Origin of the sequence: Bartonella sp. AP58NXGY, from assembly GCF_042195785.1 — a bacterium.
Lineage (GTDB): Bacteria > Pseudomonadota > Alphaproteobacteria > Rhizobiales > Rhizobiaceae > Bartonella.
Map to the genome: position 1 here is coordinate 241,086 of NZ_JBHIOY010000001.1, position 19,626 is coordinate 260,711.

The window sequence follows — 19,626 nt, forward strand, 5'->3', positions numbered from 1 at the left end:
TTTTCATCCTTTAAGGTGAAGATGGATGTCAAATATTTTACAAAATACCGCTCTTTTTTTAAGAGCGGTATTTTTATATCTTTTGTTGATAACACTATCTTTTTGATGACAATGGCAGATCATAGAGTGTGATTAAATCAGTTCTTTTTGCCATTCTATTTTTCTTTATCATGGTTTGCTATATCTTAAAAAGATGATCTGTATCTTCTTTAATGTTTTTAAGAAATCCCAATGTTACCAAAATATAACGAATAGCTAAAATTTTTTTGAAAAAACATAATTTCATAAGAATATTAAGTTTGTTTTCATTTGGCAGTTTTGTGATAACTTGAAAAATTAAGTTTATGCTTTTTATAGGTATTAGAATTGTAATTTTTTATCCTCTTGTTGTTCTCTTATAAAAGTGGGAAGCCCCATATGATCAAGATATTTGAGGAAAGGGTGGGGTGGTAATTCTTCTACGTTGACCATTGTTTTAACATCCCATTCACCTGTGGCAATAAGAAGAGCTGTTGCGGCTGCTGGTACACCAGCTGTATAGGAAATGCCTTGTGCCCCAGTTTCATGAAAAGCTTGTTTGTGATCGGCTATATTATAGATAAAAATTTCTCTCGGTTTTCCATCTTTTTCGCCTTTAATAAGATCTCCAATACAGGTTTTTCCTGTGTAGTCTGGGGCGAGAGAGGAAGGGTCGGGTAAGACGGCCTTTACGACTTTCAAGGGCACGACTTCTTGTCCTTCTGCTGTCTTAATGGGCTGTTCAGATAAGAGACCAAGATTTTTTAGAACAGTAAAAACAGTAATATAACGATCACCAAATCCCATCCAGAAACGGACATTCTCTACATCAAGATTTTTGGAAAGTGAATGAATTTCATCATGTCCTGTCATATAGGCTTTTTGTTTTCCCACAACGGGAAGATCCCATTCATGGCTGACTTCAAACATTTTATTGGAAGTCCATTTTTTATTTTGCCATGACCATACTTGTCCTGTAAATTCACGGAAGTTAATTTCTGGATCAAAATTTGTAGCAAACCAACGCCCATGATTCCCAGCATTAATATCGATAATATCGATGTCTGTGATTTTATCAAAATAACATTTATGGGCTAATGCTGCGTAAGCATTAACGACACCGGGATCAAATCCCGCACCCAAAATAGCGGTGATACCAGCTTTTTCACATTCTTGACGCCGTGGCCATTCATAATTGCCATACCAAGGAGGAGTCTCACAAATTTTAAGAGGATCTTCGTGGATGGCAGTATCGATATAAGCGCATTTGGTTTCGATACAAGCTGAAAGAATAGACATATTAAGAAAGGCAGAACCAACATTAATGACAATTTCGCATTTGGTTTTTTGGATGAGCTTTACAGTTTCTTCTACATTCATTGCATTGAGTGTATGGCTTTTGAAGACACCTTGTTCTTTCATTGCGTTTTTTTCTTTAATAGAAGCAATGATGGCTTCACATTTTTTGAGCGTTCGTGAAGCAATGTGAATTTCACCAAGAATATCGTTGTTTTGAGCACATTTGTGCGCCACAACTTGTGCAACACCTCCAGCACCAATAATGAGAACATTTTTCTTCATTGTAGGTTCATCTCCTTTTTAATACTGTTGTATGACGTTTTTTATGGTTATTTTTATGAAAGGCTTTCCTGATAGTCGTTATAGCTAAACTGGCGTTGCAGTGTTAATGTGCCATCGCATTCTTTGAGAACAATAGCAGGCATTGTAACACCATTAAACCAGTTTTTCTTGACCATTGTATACCCTGCTGCATCTTGAAAAGACAGCCTATCCCCTATTTTAAGAGGTTTTGGAAACTGAAAAGTTCCAAAAACATCACCGGCAAGGCAGGATTTTCCGCAGATCATAATTTCATATTCTCCTTGATTGGGTTCTAATTTGGCATTTTCACGATAAATGAGAAGGTCAAGCATATGTGCTTCAATTGAGCTGTCGACGATGGCAAGATTCTTTTGATTATACAATGTGTCAAGAACGCTGACTTCTAGGGTGGTGCTTTTGGTAATCGCGGCTTCTCCTGGTTCTAGAAAAAGCGTAACACCATGAGTTTTGGAAAAGTGTTTTAAGCGTTCTGCGAAAGCTTCTATAGGATAATTTTCAGCGGTAAAATGGATTCCGCCGCCAAGGCTTATCCAGTCAACGGCAGAAAAAAGCTCTGAAAACTTTTCTTCCATATACCCAAGCATTTGATTAAAAAGATTAAAATCAGCATTTTCACAATTATTATGGATCATCAAGCCGTTGATGAGAGGCAGGACTTCTTTAATAGCACTTTGATTTGTTTCTCCTAAGCGACTAAAAGGGCGGGATGGATTGGCAAGATCAAAATTCGATGCACTAATTCCTGGATTTAATCTTAGACCTCGTTGAATGGTTTTTGTTGCATTAGAAAAGCGTTGAAGTTGTTGGATTGAGTTAAAGATAATTTTATCTGCATAACCACAGGCTTCATCAATTTCATGATCGGCCCAAGCAACCGAATAGGCATGCGTTTCTTTGCCAAACTTTTCTCTTCCTAAATGAAGTTCATAAAGGGATGATGATGTAGTTCCATCCATAAACTCAGACATTAAATCAAAAACACTCCATGTGGCAAAACATTTCAAAGCAAGCAAAACTTTTGCTCCGGATATTTCCCGTAAGCGAGAAATCGTTTGCATATTTTTGATGAGTTTCGATTTGTCTATAAGATAATAGGGGGTTTTTATCATCATTTATTCATTCTTTTTTGAAGGATCTTATTGCCAAGATAAACGTTTAGTATAAAGAGTAACAGAATGTATCAAGAAAAAAGGATTTTAGGAAAAGAAACTGTTTCTGTCTAGCAATGAAAGACTTTCTGTAACTGCTGTCGTTTATTATTTTGAGTTTTGCGTTATGAGTATGAAAAAAAAATTATATTATGCTTTAGCTTTTGTATTTGTTAGCAGTTTTTTCATTATAACAACCACTCTTACTCATTTGGTGCAAAATAGGAGTGATGCTAAAGCCAAACTGATTTCTAACGCCTCTGTCCAAGAGGATTCGGTATCTTTGATTTTTACTGGGCGTAGAGAACTTAATGGTTTTAAGGGGTATCATGATTATCGACGTGGTTATGTTAAGTATAAAGATAATTGGTGGTATCCTGAAGCGGCATTTGTTACATCTCCGCACTTAAGCACAAAAGGCGCATCATTAAAAGTTGTATCAGATACTAAAAGAGAGTTTTTAGCTTCTTCTTCAGAAAAATTAGAAAAAAAAGAGCCATGGATGCTTAAACAACATATTGAATCTTGCCGTGTGCGTTATCGCTCTTATAATAAAAATGATAATAGTTTCCAGCCTTTTCATGGTCCTCGTAAACAGTGTTTATCGCACTTTTTTAAAGGATAGAAATTATTAAATAAAATTTTAATTGCTTCTTGTCGTGGGCGTTATTGTTCTTACAATAAGGAGAAAACTTGTATGGTGCGCAGTATTTTTACGCAAGCATTGTTTTTGAAAAATTTAAATGCTTTTAAGTTTTATTAAATCTTATTATCATTAAGTGTGGAATGGGGGGGAAATATAAATTTTGTTTTGTCAATGACAAAATATTTAAGGGCAGTATGGAGCTGAAAGAATGATAATACGGGAAGCAATGTTGGTATTGCTCGTTTTGCTTCCCTTTGGTGGAAGTGCTGTCATTGGCTTTTTTCGTTCGACAGCAAAAAATAATGAAGCGTGGTTTGCTGGGATTGTCGCACTTTTCTGTCTTTTTTTTACAATCATGCTTTATCCTGCGGTTTGTGGAAATCATATTATACGTTTAGATATTTCTTGGCTTCCAGAATGGGGAGGAAATTTAATCCTTCGGATGGATGGTCTATCGTGGCTTTTTTGCTTGCTCATTACAGGAATTGGGCTGCTTGTTGTTGTTTATGCGCGTTATTATATGGATCCGGCGGATTCTGTACCACGATTTTTTTCCTTTTTTCTGGCCTTTATGGGTTCGATGACAGGGATTGTTTTATCAGGTAATCTCGTTTTTTTGGTTGTTTTTTGGGAACTTACCAGTATTTTTTCTTTTTTGTTGATTGGTTATTGGTATCATAATGCTAGCGCGCGTGAAGGGGCGCGTATGGCTTTAACGATTACAGGTTTTGGTGGTTTTGCCCTTTTTATTGGGGTTTTATTGATTGGGTACATTGTTGGCAGTTTTGATTTGGATAAGGTGCTGCAGTCTGGAGATGTGATCCGGTCAAGTTCTCTTTATAGTCCTGTCCTTATTTGTATTTTATTGGGAGGATTAACAAAAAGCGCGCAGTTTCCCTTTCATTTTTGGCTACCCAACGCGATGGCTGCTCCAACACCTGTATCGGCTTATTTGCATTCGGCAACGATGGTGAAAGCAGGGTTGTTTTTGCTGGTTCGTTTATGGCCCGTGCTTTCTGGGACAGAGCTTTGGTTTTTGCTGGTTGGCTTTTCAGGACTTTCAACACTTCTTCTTGGAGCTTATTTTTCTATGTTTCAGCAAGATTTGAAAGGACTGCTTGCTTATTCGACTATTAGTCATCTTGGATTGATTACCACGCTTTTAAGCCTTGGGAGTCCCCTTGCATGTGTTGCAGCGATTTTTCATATGGCCAATCATGCTACTTTTAAAGCCTCTTTATTTATGGCTGCTGGCATTATTGATCATGAAACCGGAACACGTGATATGCGTAAGTTGACAGGCCTTTATCGCTTTATGCCGATTACAGCAACTCTTGCTTTAGTGGCAAGTGCAGCGATGGCTGGTGTTCCTTTATTAAATGGTTTTTTATCGAAAGAAATGTTTTTTGCTGAGGCTGTTGAAACGCATATGGAATCATGGCTTGATTGGATTGCTCCTTATGTAGCAACGCTGGCTAGCTTGTTTAGTGTGACTTATTCTATACGCTTTATTCATGGTGTCTTTTGGGGACCAAAACCGGATAAATTACCCAAAACTCCGCATGAACCTCCGCATTTTATGCGTTTACCAATGGAGCTTTTGGTGTTTATTTGTTTGGCAGTTGGTATTTTTCCTAATTTAACAATCGGGCCTATTTTAGATAATGCTGTTGTGTCTGTTTTAGGACCGATGAAGATCTCTTATAGTTTAGCTGTTTGGCATGGGATTAATACGCCATTAATGATGAGCTTGGTGGCTTTATTAGGGGGCGGATTGCTCTATGTTGTCGGGCATCGTTATTTTTTATCCTGTGATGATGGTGCTCCTTTTTTTCGTCATTTGAATGGACCACGTATTTTTGAACGTGTTCTTGTGATTATTTCTTGGAAATGGGCACGTGCGGTGGAATCTGTTTTGTCAACACGCCGTTTGCAAATACAGTTGCATTGGATCTTTGGTGTGTGTTTTATTTTTGTTGGTCTTTTGCTTTGGTGTGATGGTTTAATCGCACTAGGAGGATTACCACTTTTTCCACTTGATATCCCTTTTCTTGCTCTTTGGTTAGTCGGTGGATTGTGCGCTCTTTTAGTGGCCTGGCAAGCAAAGTTTCACCGTCTTGCTTCACTCATGCTGTTGGGGGGAGCAGGACTAATGACTTGTGCAACCTTTTTATGGCTTTCTGCGCCCGATTTGGCAATAACGCAATTGGTTGTTGAAATCGTGACAGCTGTTTTATTATTGCTTGGTTTGCGTTGGTTGCCTAAGCGTGTGCATAATCCTGCTCCAACGTCTGTTCACTTTTGGGTGCGTGTACGTCGTGCCCGTGATTTCATCATAGCAATTATGGGAGGTGCTGGTGTTGCATGGCTCTCTTTTGCGGTGATGACACGTCCTCAAGGAACAACAGTTTCTCATTTTTTTCTGAAGAATGCTTATTCTAGTGCTGGTGGTCGCAATGTTGTGAATGTGTTATTGGTTGATTTCCGTGGTTTTGATACTATGGGAGAAATTGTGGTTTTGGGGGCTGTTTCACTGACTGTCTTTGCTCTTTTGCGTCGCTTCCGTCCTGCTCCTGAAAGTATTGATGCACCGTTTCAACAACGTGTTCAGGAAGCTTTTGATAAGGCTCAGCCGGATCGGAATGTGGGGGATACAGTGTTGAATTATCTCGTTATTCCTTCTGTTATTATGGGGTGGCTTTTTCCGGTTATTATCGCTTTTGCTGTTTATTTATTCGTGCGAGGCCATGATCTTCCAGGAGGGGGATTTGTCGGTGGAGTCACTTTAGCGATAGGCTTTATTTTGCAATACCTTGCACAAGATATTCGTTGGGTAGAAAACCATTTGAGAGTCTTGCCTTTACGCTGGATGGGTTTCGGGTTATTGCTATCGGCTCTAACGGGAATAGGGGCTTTGTTTTTTGGGTATCCTTTTTTAACATCATTTTTTCAATATATTCATGTGCCGTTGATTGGAAAGATTCCTATAGCATCTGCTTTTTTGTTTGATTTTGGTGTGTTTTCTCTTGTGTTGGGAGCAACGGTTCTCATTTTAATTGCACTTGCACATCAGTCAATTCGTAGTTACCGAATCGGTAAAAAACCCGCTTTGAAAGAGAAGGAAAATTGATGGAAATTATTCTTTCTTTGGCTATTGGTGTTCTTGTTGGATCTGGAATTTGGCTTATTTTGCGTCCTAGAACTTTTCAAATCATTCTTGGTTTGTCTTTAATATCTCATGGTGTTAATCTTTTCATATTTGCAATGAGTAGACCCCGCAGTAATGCGGCGCCAATTGTTGATCCTACTACAGTGATTAATACAGCTAATTATGCTGATCCTCTTCCTCAGGCTTTGGTTTTAACTGCGATTGTGATCAGTTTTGCAACGACAGCGTTATTTTTGGTTATCTTGTTGGTTTCACGCGGTTTAACAGGTTCAGATCACGTTGATGGACGTGAGGTACAGTGATGGGAGCTTGCGTGCATTATCTTCTTATTTTGCCTATTCTTTTGCCGTTAATTACAGGGGCTCTTCTTCTTTTCTATGATGAACGCCGTTCAAAACTGAAATCACTTATAAGTATTTTTTCCGCTGTATTGTTAATTATTATTGCTGTTTTATTGGTGAGGCGTGCTCTTGAAGTTGCACCAGCCTTGGATGTTTATCGGCTTGGTAATTGGCCTTCCCCTTTCGGTATTGTTTTGGTGCTTGATCGCTTAAGTGCTATGATGCTTTTACTTTCTAGTCTGTTGACCACTGCAGCATTGGTTTTTGCACGAGCACATTGGTATAAAGCGGGTTCTCATTTTCAGTCATTGATGCAATTTTTCATGGTTGGAATAAACGGCGCTTTTTTGACAGGTGATTTATTTAATTTATTTGTATTTTTCGAAGTAATGTTAACAGCCTCTTATGGGCTTGCGTTGCATGGATCTGGTCCGTTACGTGTGCGTGCTGGGTTGCATTATGTCGTGGTTAATCTGGTTGCTTCATTGTTTTTTCTGGTTGGCGCGGCGCTTATTTATGGAATTGTGGGCACGCTCAATATGGCTGATTTGGCTGTAAAAATAAAATATATAGCCTCTAGCGATATGATTTTATTCGAAATAGGAGCTGCGCTTTTGGGAGTTGCTTTCTTGCTTAAAGCAGGAGTGTGGCCATTGAATTTTTGGTTGATGCCAACGTACAGTGCAGCAGTAGCGCCCGTTGGAGCTTCTTTTGCACTTTTAAGCAAAGTTGGTATTTATATTATTTTACGTTTAACATTGTTATGGTTTGGGCCTGAAAGTGGACATTTTAGCCATTTTGGTCAAACGGTTTTATTTTACGGTGGTCTTGCCACTATGGCTTTTGGTTTTATTGGGGTGTTGGCAAGCCAAGTCTTAGTACGTTTGGCAGCTTATAGTGTTTTGGTTTCTTCTGGGACTTTGTTGACAGCGATTGGGATTGGCAACACAGCATTGATTGCAGGTGCACTCTTTTATATTGTTTCCTCAACATTGGCACTTGGTGCTTTTTTTCTTGTTGTGGAGTTGGTTGAACGTTGTCAAGATGTGGCAGCCAATGTTTTGACGGTTACAATGGAAGTTTATGGTGACGATGAAGAGGAGGAAGAAGATGAAGTGGGAACCTATTTGCCGGTAACTTTGGCAATTCTTGGGGCTTGTTTTGGGCTTTGTGCACTTTTGATTATTGGTCTACCACCTTTTTCTGGTTTTGTTGCTAAGTTTATGATGTTCGTGGCACTCTTAAACTATAGTAAAGAAAATATTTCTACCTCTCTGCCCGTTTATCATGATTGGCTTTTTATGATTTTTGTTACCATATCTAGTTTTGCGGCTTTAATTGCGATGACACGAACGGGGATTCGAACTTTTTGGGTTTCTCTTGAAGGCAGAATTCCAAGGGTGCAGGTGATTGAATTTGCTTCTGTTGCCGTTCTCCTTGCTTTGTGTTTTCTTATTACAATTGTTGCTGGTCCTGTTAGTCATTATATGTTGGAAACGGCCAGAACTTTGTATGAACCTCAAAACTATATTGGAAGCGTTTTGGATGATTTTTCTCTAGAAAATAGGGGGATGAATCAATGAAATATTGTTATTTTTTCCCTTTTTCTAGCGTAGCAATTGTTTTTATGTGGCTGATCTTAAATGGCTTTAGTTTCGGCCAATTTCTTTTAGGTGTTATCATCGCGTTGTTTGGGGGCTGGATGATGCGGCTTCTTGAGTCGGAAAAGATAACCATTAAAAGTTGGCGGGCAGTTTTTCAGTTGTTTTTTCGCGTGTTTATCGATTCTATCGTTTCAAATATTGCAGTGGCTTGCTTCGTTTTAACCAAAAGATCTCGAAAACATCAGTCTGGTTTTATTGTGGTGTCCATTTCGCTCGAAAGTCGTACAGCTTTAGCTGTTTTGGCATGTATTCTTTCAGCAACTCCAGGTACTGTTTGGATTGCCTATAATAGAAAAAATAGTGAACTTTTACTTCATGTCTTAAATTTTAAAAATGAATATGATTATCAAAAATTGATCAAAAAACGCTATGAACAATTACTTTTGGAGATTTTTTAATGAGTATGGTGATCCTTTATTGGGGACTTTATCTTTCGCAGTTTTTTTTAAGTTTGGCAATGATTCTTGCACTGTTTCGGTTGATTCGTGGGCCACGGGCGCAAGATCGGATTGTAGGGTTGGATGCTCTTTATATAATCACTATTCTTTTATTTCTTACATTCGATATCCGTTCAGGAACAACTATTTATTTTGTTGCGGCGCTTATTATTGGCTTGTTGGGTCCTGTATCAAGTATTGCGTTGGCAAAATTTCTCATGCGAGGAGAAATTATTGAATGAAGGATGTATCGCTTGTTGTTGCTATTGCTGTTACGTTTTTTTTGATATTAGGATCTGGTCTCACATTGATTGGAACAATAGGATTGGTGCGCCTTCCCACGTTTTATAAGCGTTTACATATGCTTTCGTTGAGTACAAGTTGGGGTGCTGGCAGTATTCTTATTGCGTCGTTTCTTTATTCAATTTTTATAGATCATCATTTTGTTTTTCATGAATTTTTGTTGATGATTTTTTTATTTATAACAATGCCTGTCGCTTCTATGCTCGTATCACAAGCGTCGGCTTATCGGCACTATTCAAAAAATAAATTAAAAAAACCGCTGGCTCTTTTATCACGTCAGATGGAAGAACAAACATCTGCTTCAGAAGAAATATCATGTGATACGAGCCAGAGCGACTTTTAAGATGATAAGCTTTTTTATTCTGTTTTTTGTTCTTCTACACATTGAATAGGTTTTTTATTTTCTGGATCATTAATGAGATCAGAAAGTATGGCTTCGTTTCCTTTTGTCCACCATATATATGGTCCTCCCATATATTTTGCTCCAGAAGCACTTATGCTACGGGAAGCGATGATACGCTTTCCGTTCCATTTGAAATCAACAAGTGAAATGTTACCAGCATTGAGATAGGTCGCTTCAATACGCTCTTTACTTGTGCCTGTATCGCATTGATAGGTAGCAACTTCTGTTGTTGGTTCTGGATCATCCGGTACCTCAATAACTAAAGAGCCAGCAAGGGCATTGAGTGAACCGAATAGTGGCATACTTAAAGCAGCAAAAAATCCTACAATAAAAGTAATTTTTTTCATGATATTTCCTCAGTTATTTAAAATAATAACAGTGATTCATCCTTACAGAGGATGGGATTTTTTTCTTCTGGATCTTGAATAAGATCATAAAGTGTTACTTCTTTATTTTTTTCCCACCAAATATATTGCTCCCCCACATACTTTGCTCCAGAAGCAGCAATAACATTAGCAGCGATAATGTGATCGCCTTTCCATTTGAAATCAACTAATGAAATATTGTCAGCGTTGTGATAGGTTGCTTCAACGCGTTCTTTATTTCCTCCTATATTACATTGATAGGTTATAGTTTGTTTTTCTGGATTATCTGATACCTCAATGATTAAAGAAGCAGCCAAGGCACAGCTGACATTGAAAAATAATAAAGAGGAAAAAAATCCTAAAATATGTAGAGTTTTTTTCATAATGCTTCCCTATATGAAAAGTAATTTATCCTATATGATGGTGTCTACGGCAGGATTCGAACCTGCGACCCCAGGATTCATACCACTTCGATTTTCACCGCCAGCCTTATCGGCTGTTTGTGGTCTGGACTGTCTCTTCACCTTGAAGCTTACGCCTTTTAGGTGCTGCCCGTTCAGTCTCTACACCTTTCTCTCATTTGAAGAGAGACTTGGCTCGGGATTGGCATATAGTTGCCTATGAAGCTTTCCCCGAATTTGAGCAGATTCACTTTGGGGATTTCCCCTCAAAGTGCCCAATTTCTTTAGGAATCCTGTGCTCTATCCTACTGAGCTACGCAGACATCATCATCTTTATTCCTTTAATAGAAGTATAAAAACGAATCAATTATATTCAATATGAATTAACGAATTTCTGTTAATTTTTGTTCCAAAAAGGACAAAACTGCATCTGGTGGAACATTTTTTGCAATAAATGATTGACCAAGTCCGCGCGTTAAGATGAAGGTCAAATTATTTTGTGAAACTTTTTTGTCTTGGGCGATGAGAGTCATTAAAGTTTCAGCATCTGGTAGACCCCCTGGGATATCTGTTAATTGTGTAGGTAATCCTATGGTTTTAAGGTGTGCTTCGATGCGGTGTATGAGCGTGGAGTCTATTAGATTCAGTTGGGCAGAGAATTGATGCGCGAGAACCATTCCAATTGCTACAGCTTCACCGTGAATTAAACGCTTTGAGTCATAAGCGGTTGCTGTTTCAAGCATGTGTCCAAATGTATGGCCGAGGTTTAAGAGTGCACGCTCTCCTTTCTCATATTCATCACGTGCTACAATGGTAGCTTTAAATTGGCATGAGCGAACAATTGCTTCTGTTCGTATAGAGCCATTAGAAAAAATTTCTTGTCCATTTTTTTCAAGCCATTCAAAGAAATCAGGTTGGTTAATGAGTCCATACTTGACTATTTCTGCGTAACCAGCACGAAATTCACGTAGTGGTAGGGTATCAAGGATACATGTGTCAGCAATAACGCATTGCGGTTGATAAAACGCACCAATAAGATTTTTGCCATATCGGCTGTTGATACCCGTTTTTCCACCAACAGAGGAATCAATTTGCGCAAGAAGCGTTGTGGGCATTTGGATGAAGTTCATACCACGGCGGATCATACTTGCCGCAAATCCTGCTAGATCGCCAATGACACCACCACCAAAAGCAATAACACAGTCCCCTCTTTCTAAACGCGCAGCAAGAATTTGATCGATGACAACTTGCAGGGTTGAAAATGATTTTGATTGTTCTCCCGCTTCTACAATAATAGGGACAGTATGGATTTTATTTTTTTTAAACTCTGTTTGTAATGTATCCAAATGGAGGGATGCAACATTTGTATCTGTAACAACTGCTAAACGCGTTTGATGAAAATTTTTTTGCTGAAGAGCATGTTTAATCTGTAAAGAAGCTTGTGTAATGAGACCCGGACCAATGATGATATTATAACAGTGCTTGTCTAATTTAATGGTGACGGTTTTGGCTTTCATGCTTGTTCTTTCTATCGTTATTTTTTTGTATAGAGGTAGTGCTGTATAGATCGTATGACATTTTTTGCTACTCTGTAGGGGCTTTCTTTATGACTGTTAATTGTTAAATTTGCTTTTTCATAGAGAGGATAGCGCTGTTCCATGAGTTGTTGCATCGTTTCTTTAGGGTTTGCTGTTTGAAGAAGTGGTCGTGTTGGACGCTTGGAAACACGTTGCATAAGGATATCAAGATCTACTTTCAGCCAGATGGATATTCCATTTTGATGGATGGCTTTTCGTGTATCTTGATTCATGTAGGCGCCACCACCTGTCGCTAAAACAAGAGGGCTTTTTTTTATGAGATTGAGAATAACACGCTGTTCAAGAGTACGAAATTCCGCTTCACCGTAGATTTTAAAAATTTCTGTGATAGGCATTTGTGCTGCTTTTTCGATTTCTTGATCAGAATCATAAAAGGGTAAACCAAGCATGTTAGCAACACGTTTTCCGATGACTGATTTTCCTGCCCCCATAAGACCAACAAACACAAGAGCTTGGTTATCGAGAGATGATAAGAGTTGTTTCTTTACTTGTGACATAGAGGGATGTTGGGGTCGATTATTTTTCATAGCTTATTTCGGCATTTATCTGCTTGAAAGTCAATTCCTGTTAATCTTTATAAGATAGAATAAGAGATAGAGTATTTTGGAAAAAGTTTATTATTTTATGCCAACATTGACCAGATTTTTGATGATTCTTTTTATTTTGCTTATTATTCTTTTTAGTATAATGATCATTCTTGTGGTTTTTGTTGAGCCTGTAACTGTGGATATGTCTGTTGATGTCCCTTTGGATTCATTGAGTCTTTCCTTGAGAATGAATCAATGAAAAATAACAGTGTGATAGAACGTTTTCTTGAAATGATGAGTGCTGAACGAGGTGCTTCTGTTCATACGCTTGCGGCTTATCAACATGATTTACAGTGGGCGCAAGATGAATTGTCCTCCCATTCTGTTTCGCTTTTTGCAGCACAAAAGGAAGATTTGATTGGTCTTTTGTCGCTTATGCATACGTTTGGTTTTGCTGCATCTTCACAAGCGCGTCGTTTATCGACGTTGCGTCAATTTTATCAGTTTCTTTATGCAGAAGGATTAAGAGCAGATGATCCTTCCCATGATATTGATGCACCTCGCCAAGGACGCCCTTTGCCCAAAATTATCAGTGAAGATGTGGTGACAAAATTTCTTGATTTGGCGCAGTTGGAGGTTAATCAAGCAATTTATGGGTCCAAGGATTATTTGCGAGCATTGCGTCTTCAGTTGTTGAGTGAAATGCTTTATGCAACAGGATTACGCATTAGTGAGTTGGTGAGTTTGCCAGTGCAGGCTGTTCGGGGGAAAGAATACAGTATTTTGGTTTGTGGTAAGGGAAAAAAAGAACGAATGGTGCTGTTATCAAAAAAAGCATATCAAGTTCTGTTGCAGTGGTTGAATTTGCGTGATCAAGGAAAAGATGCAACAAGTCTTTATCTTTTTCCAGCGCATTCAGAAACAGGGTATATTGCCCGTCAAGTTGTTGCACGGGAATTGAAAAACCTTGCTAAAAGAGCTGGAATAAAAAGTAATCACTTTTCTCCCCATGTGTTACGCCATGCTTTTGCTAGCCATCTTTTACAAAATGGCGCTGATTTGCGTGCCGTTCAACATTTGTTGGGTCATTCTGATATTTCTACCACTCAGATTTATACCCATGTATTGGAAGAGGGACTTTATCGTTTAGTCAATGAGCATCATCCACTTGCCGATGAGCAAAAGGCTCGTTAAAGAAAAGGTGTTGTTTTTGAAAAAGACTTTATAAAGCGAATTATAAGTGTATAAGTGACACTGAGTGAGTTGGTACAATGTATAATTATCTTGATTTTGAAAAACCAGTTGCTGATCTCGATGGGAAAATTCTTGAATTAAAAAAAATTTCTCAGGAAAAAGACAGTCTTGATATGAGCGACGAGATTGCGCGTCTTGAAAAGCGTTCCCAAACGGCATTGAATGATATTTATAAAAAATTGACACCGTGGCAAAAAACACAAGTCGCTCGTCATCCTGATCGTCCGCATTTTATGGACTATTCTAAACGCTTATTGAGTGATGTTACACCTTTGGCAGGAGATCGCAAATTTGCTGAAGATGAAGCTATTCAAGCTGGTTTTGCTCGTTTTAAGGGGGAGGCCGTTGCTTACATTGGTCAAGAGAAAGGTCACGATACGCAAACACGTTTGCGCTATAATTTTGGTTCTGCACGTCCAGAAGGATATCGTAAAGCGGTACGTATTATGGAAATGGCTGACCGCTTTGGTTTGCCACTCCTCACTTTTATTGATACAGCGGGTGCTTATCCTGGAGTAAGCGCTGAAGAACGTGGGCAAGCGGAAGCAATTGCTCAATCAACAGCAGCAACTTTGCGCCTAAAGGTTCCTGTTGTATCCGTTGTTATTGGAGAAGGTGGTTCTGGGGGAGCTATAGCAATTGCGGCTGCCAATAAAGTTTATATGTTGGAACATGCGATTTACTCTGTTATTTCTCCAGAAGGAGCAGCTTCTATTTTATGGCGTGATCCAGCCCGTGCAAAAGATGCTGCAATGAATATGCGTATTACCGCTCAAGATTTGTATCGCTTAAAGATTATTGATGGTATTATTTCGGAGCCTTTAGGAGGAGCACATCGTGGAAAAGAAATTGCTATTGATGCAACGGGTGATGTTATTTCAGAGGCTTTAAAAGCGATGGCTGGAAAGGATGGTCAAGTGCTTAAACAAGAGCGAAGGGAAAAATACCTTCAAATTGGTCGCTCACTAGTATAAGTCATTTTTAGTGAGGGGTTTTGGATTGGAGTTTTATTCGATGACATTTAACAGATTCCTCGCTCTGTGTGTTGTGTTTGTAATGGGAATATTGACGGCATGTGAAGGAAGATTACCAGCTTCTATTCGTGCTAAAGTTGAGCAACCTCTTCCGCAGGAAATCCGAAATAGAATGGCTCTGTACAATATAGACCCATATGCACCGATTATGATGCGGTTTTTTAAGGAAGAAAATGTTGCTGAAATTTGGAAGCAATCTCGTTCAGGATCTTTTGTGTTGGTGGCGCGCTATGGCATTTGCAAATGGTCTGGTAAGCTTGGTCCTAAATATAAGGAAGGGGATCTTCAGACACCAGAGGGTTTTTATACGATTAGCGCAAACCAAATGAATCCTTATTCAAAATATTATCTTTCTTTTAATATAGGATATCCAAACCTTTATGATCAGGAAAATGGCCGTACAGGAAGCAATCTTATGGTACATGGTTCTTGCTTTTCCGCTGGTTGTTATTCTATGAGTGATAGAAATATGGCTCAAATTTATGCGTTTGCACGGGATGCTTTTAAAGGAGGGCAAAGAGCATTTCAGTTACAAGCTTTTCCTTTCCGCATGACTGAGGATAATATGTCACGTCATAGCAATGATCCTCATTATCAATTCTGGGTTATGCTTAAGAAAGGTTATGATTTTTTTGAAGAAAATCGTAAACCTCCAATCGTTGAAGTTTATGAAAAACGTTACGTTTTTAATCGCGATATTGGTAAAACTTCAGTTTCTCTGATGCAGTGAGTGTTATTTTATCCTGCTGCGTACCGTAAAACACTGTCGCTTATGGTGATGAGATAGGATATATAACTTTATGCATGAGGTGCTTTTTTTAAGTGAGGCGTCAATATTTTAAAGCGTTGGTCTTGTTCATAGAGCTTTATGTTAGTAAATTAGATTGAGGTGGGACGCCAAGAGGAATTTTCTCAAAAAAGTTGGATTGTTTGCACATCGGTACTGATATCAATCTTCGTTTTTAGTGAAGAGTAAGTTAACATAAAATGTACCTCTCTTTTTATTTCTTTAAAAGAGTTTTGTTCTTTTATGCTGTGAAATATTGTCTTGTCGTGCTGTTATATAAGATACATTCACATATTTTAAAATGCGATATTGCTTCTGTCTGATTTTAGTTTTTTTCTTAACAGGGATTTTGATTTCAATTAGCTTGAATAAATATAAAGTTGAGCAGAATATTTTAGAACCAATAATTTTGCTAATCGGTCTGTGAAATGAATCACATGAAGTGGTTTGCAGATGAAGCGCATTTAGAGAGAAAACAATCTATTTTCAGATTGATGGGTATTAAATTTTTTATCATAACAATTTGATTTGTAATGATAATTTAGTGTTATTCAAGTTAAATTAGAACCCTGAATGCCGTAAGATTCTCTCATTTCAAAGCCGTTCCATGTTGAATAAATTAAAACCATTTTCTTGCACGTTACAAGCGGGGATAGCCGCGTGGGTGAAACTGTGCACGAAAGACTAAAATGCTTTTTACAAACCGTCTCAAGTACCAAGAGATGTTTCAACATTGGGAATTAGCAAAGTGTGTAATGGTGCCGGTTTGCTCCTTTAAAAGCATAAAGATGGTGGTGCCAATGAATTTAATATTATATCATTGAAGGGGAGAAAAAATTAAAACTTTATTCCTGGAATGACCAGAGGATTTTCTAAGAGAGCTGTTTTGTCTGCAGTATCTATTGCTGGTTTATTAAAAAAAGCATTGAGAAGTTTTTCTATCGCTTCTTTTTCAACACCATCGGCAATGATGACAAAACGTGTTTGTTTTATTCCTTTTGGCCATGCTGGCAATCTTATGGGAGGATGAAAAAATGTTTGTACGCCATGTAATACAAGTGGGCGATAAGGATCATCACGCAATGCGATAATTGCTTTAATACGGAGTAACTTTGCACCATAACGGTTTTGTAGGAGATCTAAAAAAGCTTCAATTGTAGCGTAATCAACAGGACTCTCACAGTTTAGTGAAAAGGTACGAATGGTTTTATGGGGGGGATGATCATGGAGGGTAGTCGTAAGATTTTGTTTAAGTTTTGTATTTTCTACTTTTTCATTCCATAATGTGTTATTTATTAATAGATTTGAGCAGAAATCTTCAGAATGGGCGTCAATTATTTGTGCTGTAGGATTAATGGCTTTAAGTGTGTTAAGGAGCGTATTTGAAAGCATTTGTGGGGCTGTGAGATCTGTTTTGGTGAGAATAATTTTATCAGCAAAGATTAATTGTTTATATATTTCAGGATAGTGCTCACATATGGAAAGCGTGCTTAATGTATCAAATGTTGCAAAAACAGCATTTATGGACAATGTTTGAATAAACAGTGGGTGGCTTAAAAGTATTTGTAAAATAGGAGCAGGATCAGCCACCCCTGTTGTTTCAATGATAATGTGATTGAGTTGTTTGATTTGTCCTGTTTGGACGCGATTGATTAAATCGGTTAATGTGTCGATGAGATCACTGCGTAAATTACAGCATAAGCAACCATTGGCAAGCTCAATAATTCCTTCTGTCGCCTTTTCAACCAGAAGGTGGTCAATACTGATTTCGCCGAATTCATTGATGATAACAGCACATTCTGTTAGAAGAGGGTCTTTTAGCATACGGTTGAGCAAAGTTGTTTTGCCAGAGCCTAAAAAACCAGTAATAAGCGTGAGAGGAATGCGCTTTATTTTCATATTAATCATCAACCGTGGTTTTGTTTTAAAGAAACATCTTTTAAAGCACCCAATCCCATTTCATGGCGCCGACCATGAATGGTATAACGATAAAGCCATTGAACACCACCAGCTTTACGTTTGTAGATAAGCAAGCCGGCATTATCACACTATTTGCTAGCTTCCAATGTTGCGCGACAGCTCTTAGAACTTAAGACGGTTCATAAGAGCTACTTTAATCCTTTCTTAATAGTTTTTTATCCATATGGCTAGCCCCGCTTGTGACGTGCAAGCAAGTGATTTTGATTGATTCAAGATAAACAAATTTGAAATGAGAGAATCTTACGTTATTCGGGACTCTCAATTCAATATGAATAATGCTAAATTATCATTATAAATCAATATCTTGTTGTTTTAAAGAAACATATCTTAATATGTTTAATCTCATTTATAATGGTACTTGTGAGGGATATAATGGTAAACTCTCCATAAATCCATTATACCACTATTCTTATGCTTATAAAGGTATACGTAGGCACTCGCTACACTTCTTCAGAGACCAGTGTTGTGATAACTTTTGGTACTTGAAAAGACTTATAAGAGGAATTTTAATTCCCTGCTTTAATTATTTTACCTCTATGTTCATCCAACTGGTGATGTGCAAGAAACTGATTTTAATTGATTCGACAGATACAGATTTGAAATGAGGAAACCTTACGATATTTGTGCTTCTGACATAAGGTGCAAAATTATTATTATAAATCAATCAATTACAATTAATTATAGATTATGGCTTACGGCTTTTTTATAGAATAGTTTGCACTTCTTTTAGACACACTATGGGGTTTTCTTAGTGGTTTTACTGTCATTTTGGGTGTCTGTGGCGTACGAATGAGGTGTACTACTAAAGGATGAGAAAAAGAAGGTGCAGCAGTGATAAAAGGTGAGGTGAGAATAATATTCCCTTGATCATCATATGAATTTGCATGCATTTTTATGGCTTCAGGTGTGCATGTTTGTTTTCTCATATTGCTGGCTTGTGTTATCTTGCTACCATAAGGTTTTAATGTTGCTAGTGTTAATTGAGGGGTTCCTTGATGCAAAAAGCCTGTTTCAAGAAGTTGTGCAGCTTTTTCTTCTCTTTCACTTATGTTGTTAGCACCTAGAATAACAGCAATAATTGTACGTTTATTGCGGGTGGCTGAGGCAACAAGATTAAAACCAGAGGCACAAATAAAGCCTGTTTTCATACCGTCTATCCCATAAAAACGGCCAATGAGGTTGTTTGAGTTATGCTGGATTTTTCGATTATTACCAAAATCAATGGCTGGAATAGAAAAATAATGAGCATATTGTGGAAATTCTCGACGTATTTGAACGGCTAAAAGAGCAATATCGCGTGCCGTGGAGTAGTTTTGAGGGTCTGGTAAACCACTTGCGTTCGCAAAATGGGTGCCAAACATGCCTAAACGTTTAGCTTCGCTATTCATTTTACGTACAAAATCTTTCTGTGAACCTGCAACAGCTTCACTCATGGCAATGGCTAAATCATTGGTAGATTTAACCATGGTGATACTTAAGGCTGTATCAAGTGTGAGTACAGAACCAGCTTTATAGCCTGAACGATATGAGGGAGCTTTTGCGGCGTATTCGCTGATGGTGATAGGTTTGTTTGGTGAAACTTCTCCTCGGCTCATGGCACGAAAAATAACATAAGCGGTCATTAATTTTGTCAAGGAAGCAGGATACCAACGCTCAAAAGCTTGATTATGTTTTAAGATATGCCCCGTTGTAACATCAACAGAAATAAAAGGCTGCGCTAGAGCAGAAGCGCTGGATAAACTCAAAACGAAAGAAAAAAATAAATTATAGAAGAGATGTTTCATTAATTTAAATCGAGTTCCTTTTTATTCGTTATTTAGAATTATTTTAATGTAACACACAAAGCTTTTGAGTCCAGGATTGAAAGGACAGATGGTTAATTGCTGTATCAGTTGTGTTTCAGGGATAAAAACCAACACTCATCTTCA

17 protein-coding genes and 2 pseudogenes are annotated in these 19,626 nt (G+C 38.0%); 10 read left to right on the forward strand and 9 right to left on the reverse strand.

What is annotated here, in order from left to right; translation table 11 throughout:
* Positions 1-360: 360 nt before the first annotated feature.
* Positions 361-1,599 (reverse strand): saccharopine dehydrogenase NADP-binding domain-containing protein, encoded by a 1,239-nt coding sequence (locus ACFINC_RS00855; RefSeq protein WP_375615687.1) that lies wholly within the window; start codon positions 1,597-1,599, stop codon positions 361-363.
* 53 nt (positions 1,600-1,652) lie between these two features.
* On the reverse strand, positions 1,653-2,750 hold the full coding sequence (locus ACFINC_RS00860) for a carboxynorspermidine decarboxylase (RefSeq protein WP_375615756.1): 1,098 nt from the start codon (positions 2,748-2,750) through the stop codon (positions 1,653-1,655).
* A 166-nt stretch (positions 2,751-2,916) separates the two neighbouring features.
* Between ACFINC_RS00860 and ACFINC_RS00865 the strand changes: the two genes are divergently transcribed.
* The 7 genes from ACFINC_RS00865 (at position 2,917) to mnhG (ending at position 9,692) form a co-directional block, all read left to right on the forward strand.
* Positions 2,917-3,414 carry a BA14K family protein gene (locus ACFINC_RS00865; protein ID WP_375607889.1) on the forward strand — a complete coding sequence of 166 codons (498 nt, stop codon included), beginning with the start codon at positions 2,917-2,919 and terminating at the stop codon, positions 3,412-3,414.
* Positions 3,415-3,643: 229 nt separating this feature from the next.
* On the forward strand, positions 3,644-6,565 hold the full coding sequence (locus tag ACFINC_RS00870; protein ID WP_375615688.1) for a monovalent cation/H+ antiporter subunit A: 2,922 nt from the start codon (positions 3,644-3,646) through the stop codon (positions 6,563-6,565).
* Positions 6,565-6,906 carry a Na+/H+ antiporter subunit C gene (locus ACFINC_RS00875; protein ID WP_375615689.1) on the forward strand — a complete coding sequence of 114 codons (342 nt, stop codon included), beginning with the start codon at positions 6,565-6,567 and terminating at the stop codon, positions 6,904-6,906. The genes ACFINC_RS00870 and ACFINC_RS00875 overlap by 1 nt, the downstream gene beginning before the upstream one ends.
* A complete protein-coding gene (locus ACFINC_RS00880) occupies positions 6,906-8,528 on the forward strand; it encodes a monovalent cation/H+ antiporter subunit D (RefSeq protein WP_375615690.1) in 1,623 nt (540 codons plus the stop codon). Before ACFINC_RS00875 ends, ACFINC_RS00880 begins: the two co-directional genes overlap by 1 nt.
* Complete coding sequence (locus ACFINC_RS00885) at positions 8,525-9,007, forward strand: Na+/H+ antiporter subunit E (protein WP_375615691.1); 483 nt, start codon at positions 8,525-8,527, stop codon at positions 9,005-9,007. The genes ACFINC_RS00880 and ACFINC_RS00885 overlap by 4 nt, the downstream gene beginning before the upstream one ends.
* Entirely contained in the window at positions 9,007-9,288 is a 282-nt protein-coding gene (locus ACFINC_RS00890; protein ID WP_375607884.1) for a K+/H+ antiporter subunit F, read from the forward strand. Before ACFINC_RS00885 ends, ACFINC_RS00890 begins: the two co-directional genes overlap by 1 nt.
* Positions 9,285-9,692, forward strand: coding sequence for a monovalent cation/H(+) antiporter subunit G (mnhG, locus tag ACFINC_RS00895; RefSeq protein WP_375615692.1), 408 nt, complete (start codon positions 9,285-9,287; stop codon positions 9,690-9,692). The genes ACFINC_RS00890 and mnhG overlap by 4 nt, the downstream gene beginning before the upstream one ends.
* Before the next feature lie 14 nt (positions 9,693-9,706).
* Here mnhG and ACFINC_RS00900 read toward each other — a convergent pair whose 3' ends face one another.
* The 4 genes and pseudogenes from ACFINC_RS00900 to ACFINC_RS00915 form a co-directional block, all read right to left on the reverse strand.
* On the reverse strand, positions 9,707-10,099 hold the full coding sequence (locus tag ACFINC_RS00900; RefSeq protein WP_375615693.1) for an MliC family protein: 393 nt from the start codon (positions 10,097-10,099) through the stop codon (positions 9,707-9,709).
* A gap of 17 nt (positions 10,100-10,116) precedes the next feature.
* Positions 10,117-10,500 carry an MliC family protein gene (locus ACFINC_RS00905; protein ID WP_375615694.1) on the reverse strand — a complete coding sequence of 128 codons (384 nt, stop codon included), beginning with the start codon at positions 10,498-10,500 and terminating at the stop codon, positions 10,117-10,119.
* Between the two features lie 401 nt (positions 10,501-10,901).
* Positions 10,902-12,035: a 3-dehydroquinate synthase gene (gene aroB, locus ACFINC_RS00910; protein WP_375615695.1), complete on the reverse strand. Its 1,134-nt coding sequence runs from the start codon at positions 12,033-12,035 to the stop codon at positions 10,902-10,904.
* Positions 12,010-12,643: pseudogene (locus ACFINC_RS00915) on the reverse strand (shikimate kinase). Before ACFINC_RS00915 ends, aroB begins: the two are co-directional and overlap by 26 nt.
* Before the next feature lie 255 nt (positions 12,644-12,898).
* Between ACFINC_RS00915 and ACFINC_RS00920 the strand changes: the two are divergent.
* From ACFINC_RS00920 to ACFINC_RS00930, 3 genes are all read left to right on the forward strand, one after another.
* Positions 12,899-13,837 carry a site-specific tyrosine recombinase XerD gene (locus tag ACFINC_RS00920; RefSeq protein ID WP_375615696.1) on the forward strand — a complete coding sequence of 313 codons (939 nt, stop codon included), beginning with the start codon at positions 12,899-12,901 and terminating at the stop codon, positions 13,835-13,837.
* Positions 13,838-13,914: 77 nt separating this feature from the next.
* Complete coding sequence (locus ACFINC_RS00925; protein ID WP_375615697.1) at positions 13,915-14,871, forward strand: acetyl-CoA carboxylase carboxyltransferase subunit alpha; 957 nt, start codon at positions 13,915-13,917, stop codon at positions 14,869-14,871.
* A 40-nt stretch (positions 14,872-14,911) separates the two neighbouring features.
* A complete protein-coding gene (locus ACFINC_RS00930) occupies positions 14,912-15,661 on the forward strand; it encodes a L,D-transpeptidase family protein (RefSeq protein ID WP_375615698.1) in 750 nt (249 codons plus the stop codon).
* A gap of 894 nt (positions 15,662-16,555) precedes the next feature.
* Here ACFINC_RS00930 and ACFINC_RS00935 read toward each other — a convergent pair.
* The 3 genes and pseudogenes from ACFINC_RS00935 to ACFINC_RS00945 all read right to left on the reverse strand — a co-directional run bounded on the left by ACFINC_RS00935 (position 16,556) and on the right by ACFINC_RS00945 (position 19,482).
* On the reverse strand, positions 16,556-17,617 hold the full coding sequence (locus tag ACFINC_RS00935) for a CobW family GTP-binding protein (protein ID WP_375615699.1): 1,062 nt from the start codon (positions 17,615-17,617) through the stop codon (positions 16,556-16,558).
* Positions 17,618-17,637: 20 nt separating this feature from the next.
* Positions 17,638-17,751, reverse strand: a pseudogene (locus ACFINC_RS00940) (integrase); the annotation flags it as partial.
* A 639-nt stretch (positions 17,752-18,390) separates the two neighbouring features.
* The gene (locus ACFINC_RS00945) at positions 18,391-19,482 is read right to left on the reverse strand and encodes a D-alanyl-D-alanine carboxypeptidase family protein (RefSeq protein WP_375615700.1); all 1,092 of its coding nucleotides are present in this window, start codon (positions 19,480-19,482) and stop codon (positions 18,391-18,393) included.
* Positions 19,483-19,626 lie beyond the last annotated feature (144 nt).

Excerpts from the sequence above, each read along its gene's own strand:
- ACFINC_RS00855 (WP_375615687.1), bottom strand. The coding sequence starts at position 1,599 with ATGAAGAAAAATGTTCTCATTATTGGTGCTGGAGGTGTTGCACAAGTT.
- ACFINC_RS00860 (WP_375615756.1), bottom strand. The coding sequence starts at position 2,750 with ATGATAAAAACCCCCTATTATCTTATAGACAAATCGAAACTCATCAAA.
- ACFINC_RS00865 (WP_375607889.1), top strand. The coding sequence starts at position 2,917 with ATGAGTATGAAAAAAAAATTATATTATGCTTTAGCTTTTGTATTTGTT.
- ACFINC_RS00870 (WP_375615688.1), top strand. The coding sequence starts at position 3,644 with ATGATAATACGGGAAGCAATGTTGGTATTGCTCGTTTTGCTTCCCTTT.
- ACFINC_RS00875 (WP_375615689.1), top strand. The coding sequence starts at position 6,565 with ATGGAAATTATTCTTTCTTTGGCTATTGGTGTTCTTGTTGGATCTGGA.
- ACFINC_RS00880 (WP_375615690.1), top strand. The coding sequence starts at position 6,906 with ATGGGAGCTTGCGTGCATTATCTTCTTATTTTGCCTATTCTTTTGCCG.
- ACFINC_RS00885 (WP_375615691.1), top strand. The coding sequence starts at position 8,525 with ATGAAATATTGTTATTTTTTCCCTTTTTCTAGCGTAGCAATTGTTTTT.
- ACFINC_RS00890 (WP_375607884.1), top strand. The coding sequence starts at position 9,007 with ATGAGTATGGTGATCCTTTATTGGGGACTTTATCTTTCGCAGTTTTTT.
- mnhG (WP_375615692.1), top strand. The coding sequence starts at position 9,285 with ATGAAGGATGTATCGCTTGTTGTTGCTATTGCTGTTACGTTTTTTTTG.
- ACFINC_RS00900 (WP_375615693.1), bottom strand. The coding sequence starts at position 10,099 with ATGAAAAAAATTACTTTTATTGTAGGATTTTTTGCTGCTTTAAGTATG.
- ACFINC_RS00905 (WP_375615694.1), bottom strand. The coding sequence starts at position 10,500 with ATGAAAAAAACTCTACATATTTTAGGATTTTTTTCCTCTTTATTATTT.
- aroB (WP_375615695.1), bottom strand. The coding sequence starts at position 12,035 with ATGAAAGCCAAAACCGTCACCATTAAATTAGACAAGCACTGTTATAAT.
- ACFINC_RS00920 (WP_375615696.1), top strand. The coding sequence starts at position 12,899 with ATGAAAAATAACAGTGTGATAGAACGTTTTCTTGAAATGATGAGTGCT.
- ACFINC_RS00925 (WP_375615697.1), top strand. The coding sequence starts at position 13,915 with ATGTATAATTATCTTGATTTTGAAAAACCAGTTGCTGATCTCGATGGG.
- ACFINC_RS00930 (WP_375615698.1), top strand. The coding sequence starts at position 14,912 with ATGACATTTAACAGATTCCTCGCTCTGTGTGTTGTGTTTGTAATGGGA.
- ACFINC_RS00935 (WP_375615699.1), bottom strand. The coding sequence starts at position 17,617 with ATGAAAATAAAGCGCATTCCTCTCACGCTTATTACTGGTTTTTTAGGC.
- ACFINC_RS00945 (WP_375615700.1), bottom strand. The coding sequence starts at position 19,482 with ATGAAACATCTCTTCTATAATTTATTTTTTTCTTTCGTTTTGAGTTTA.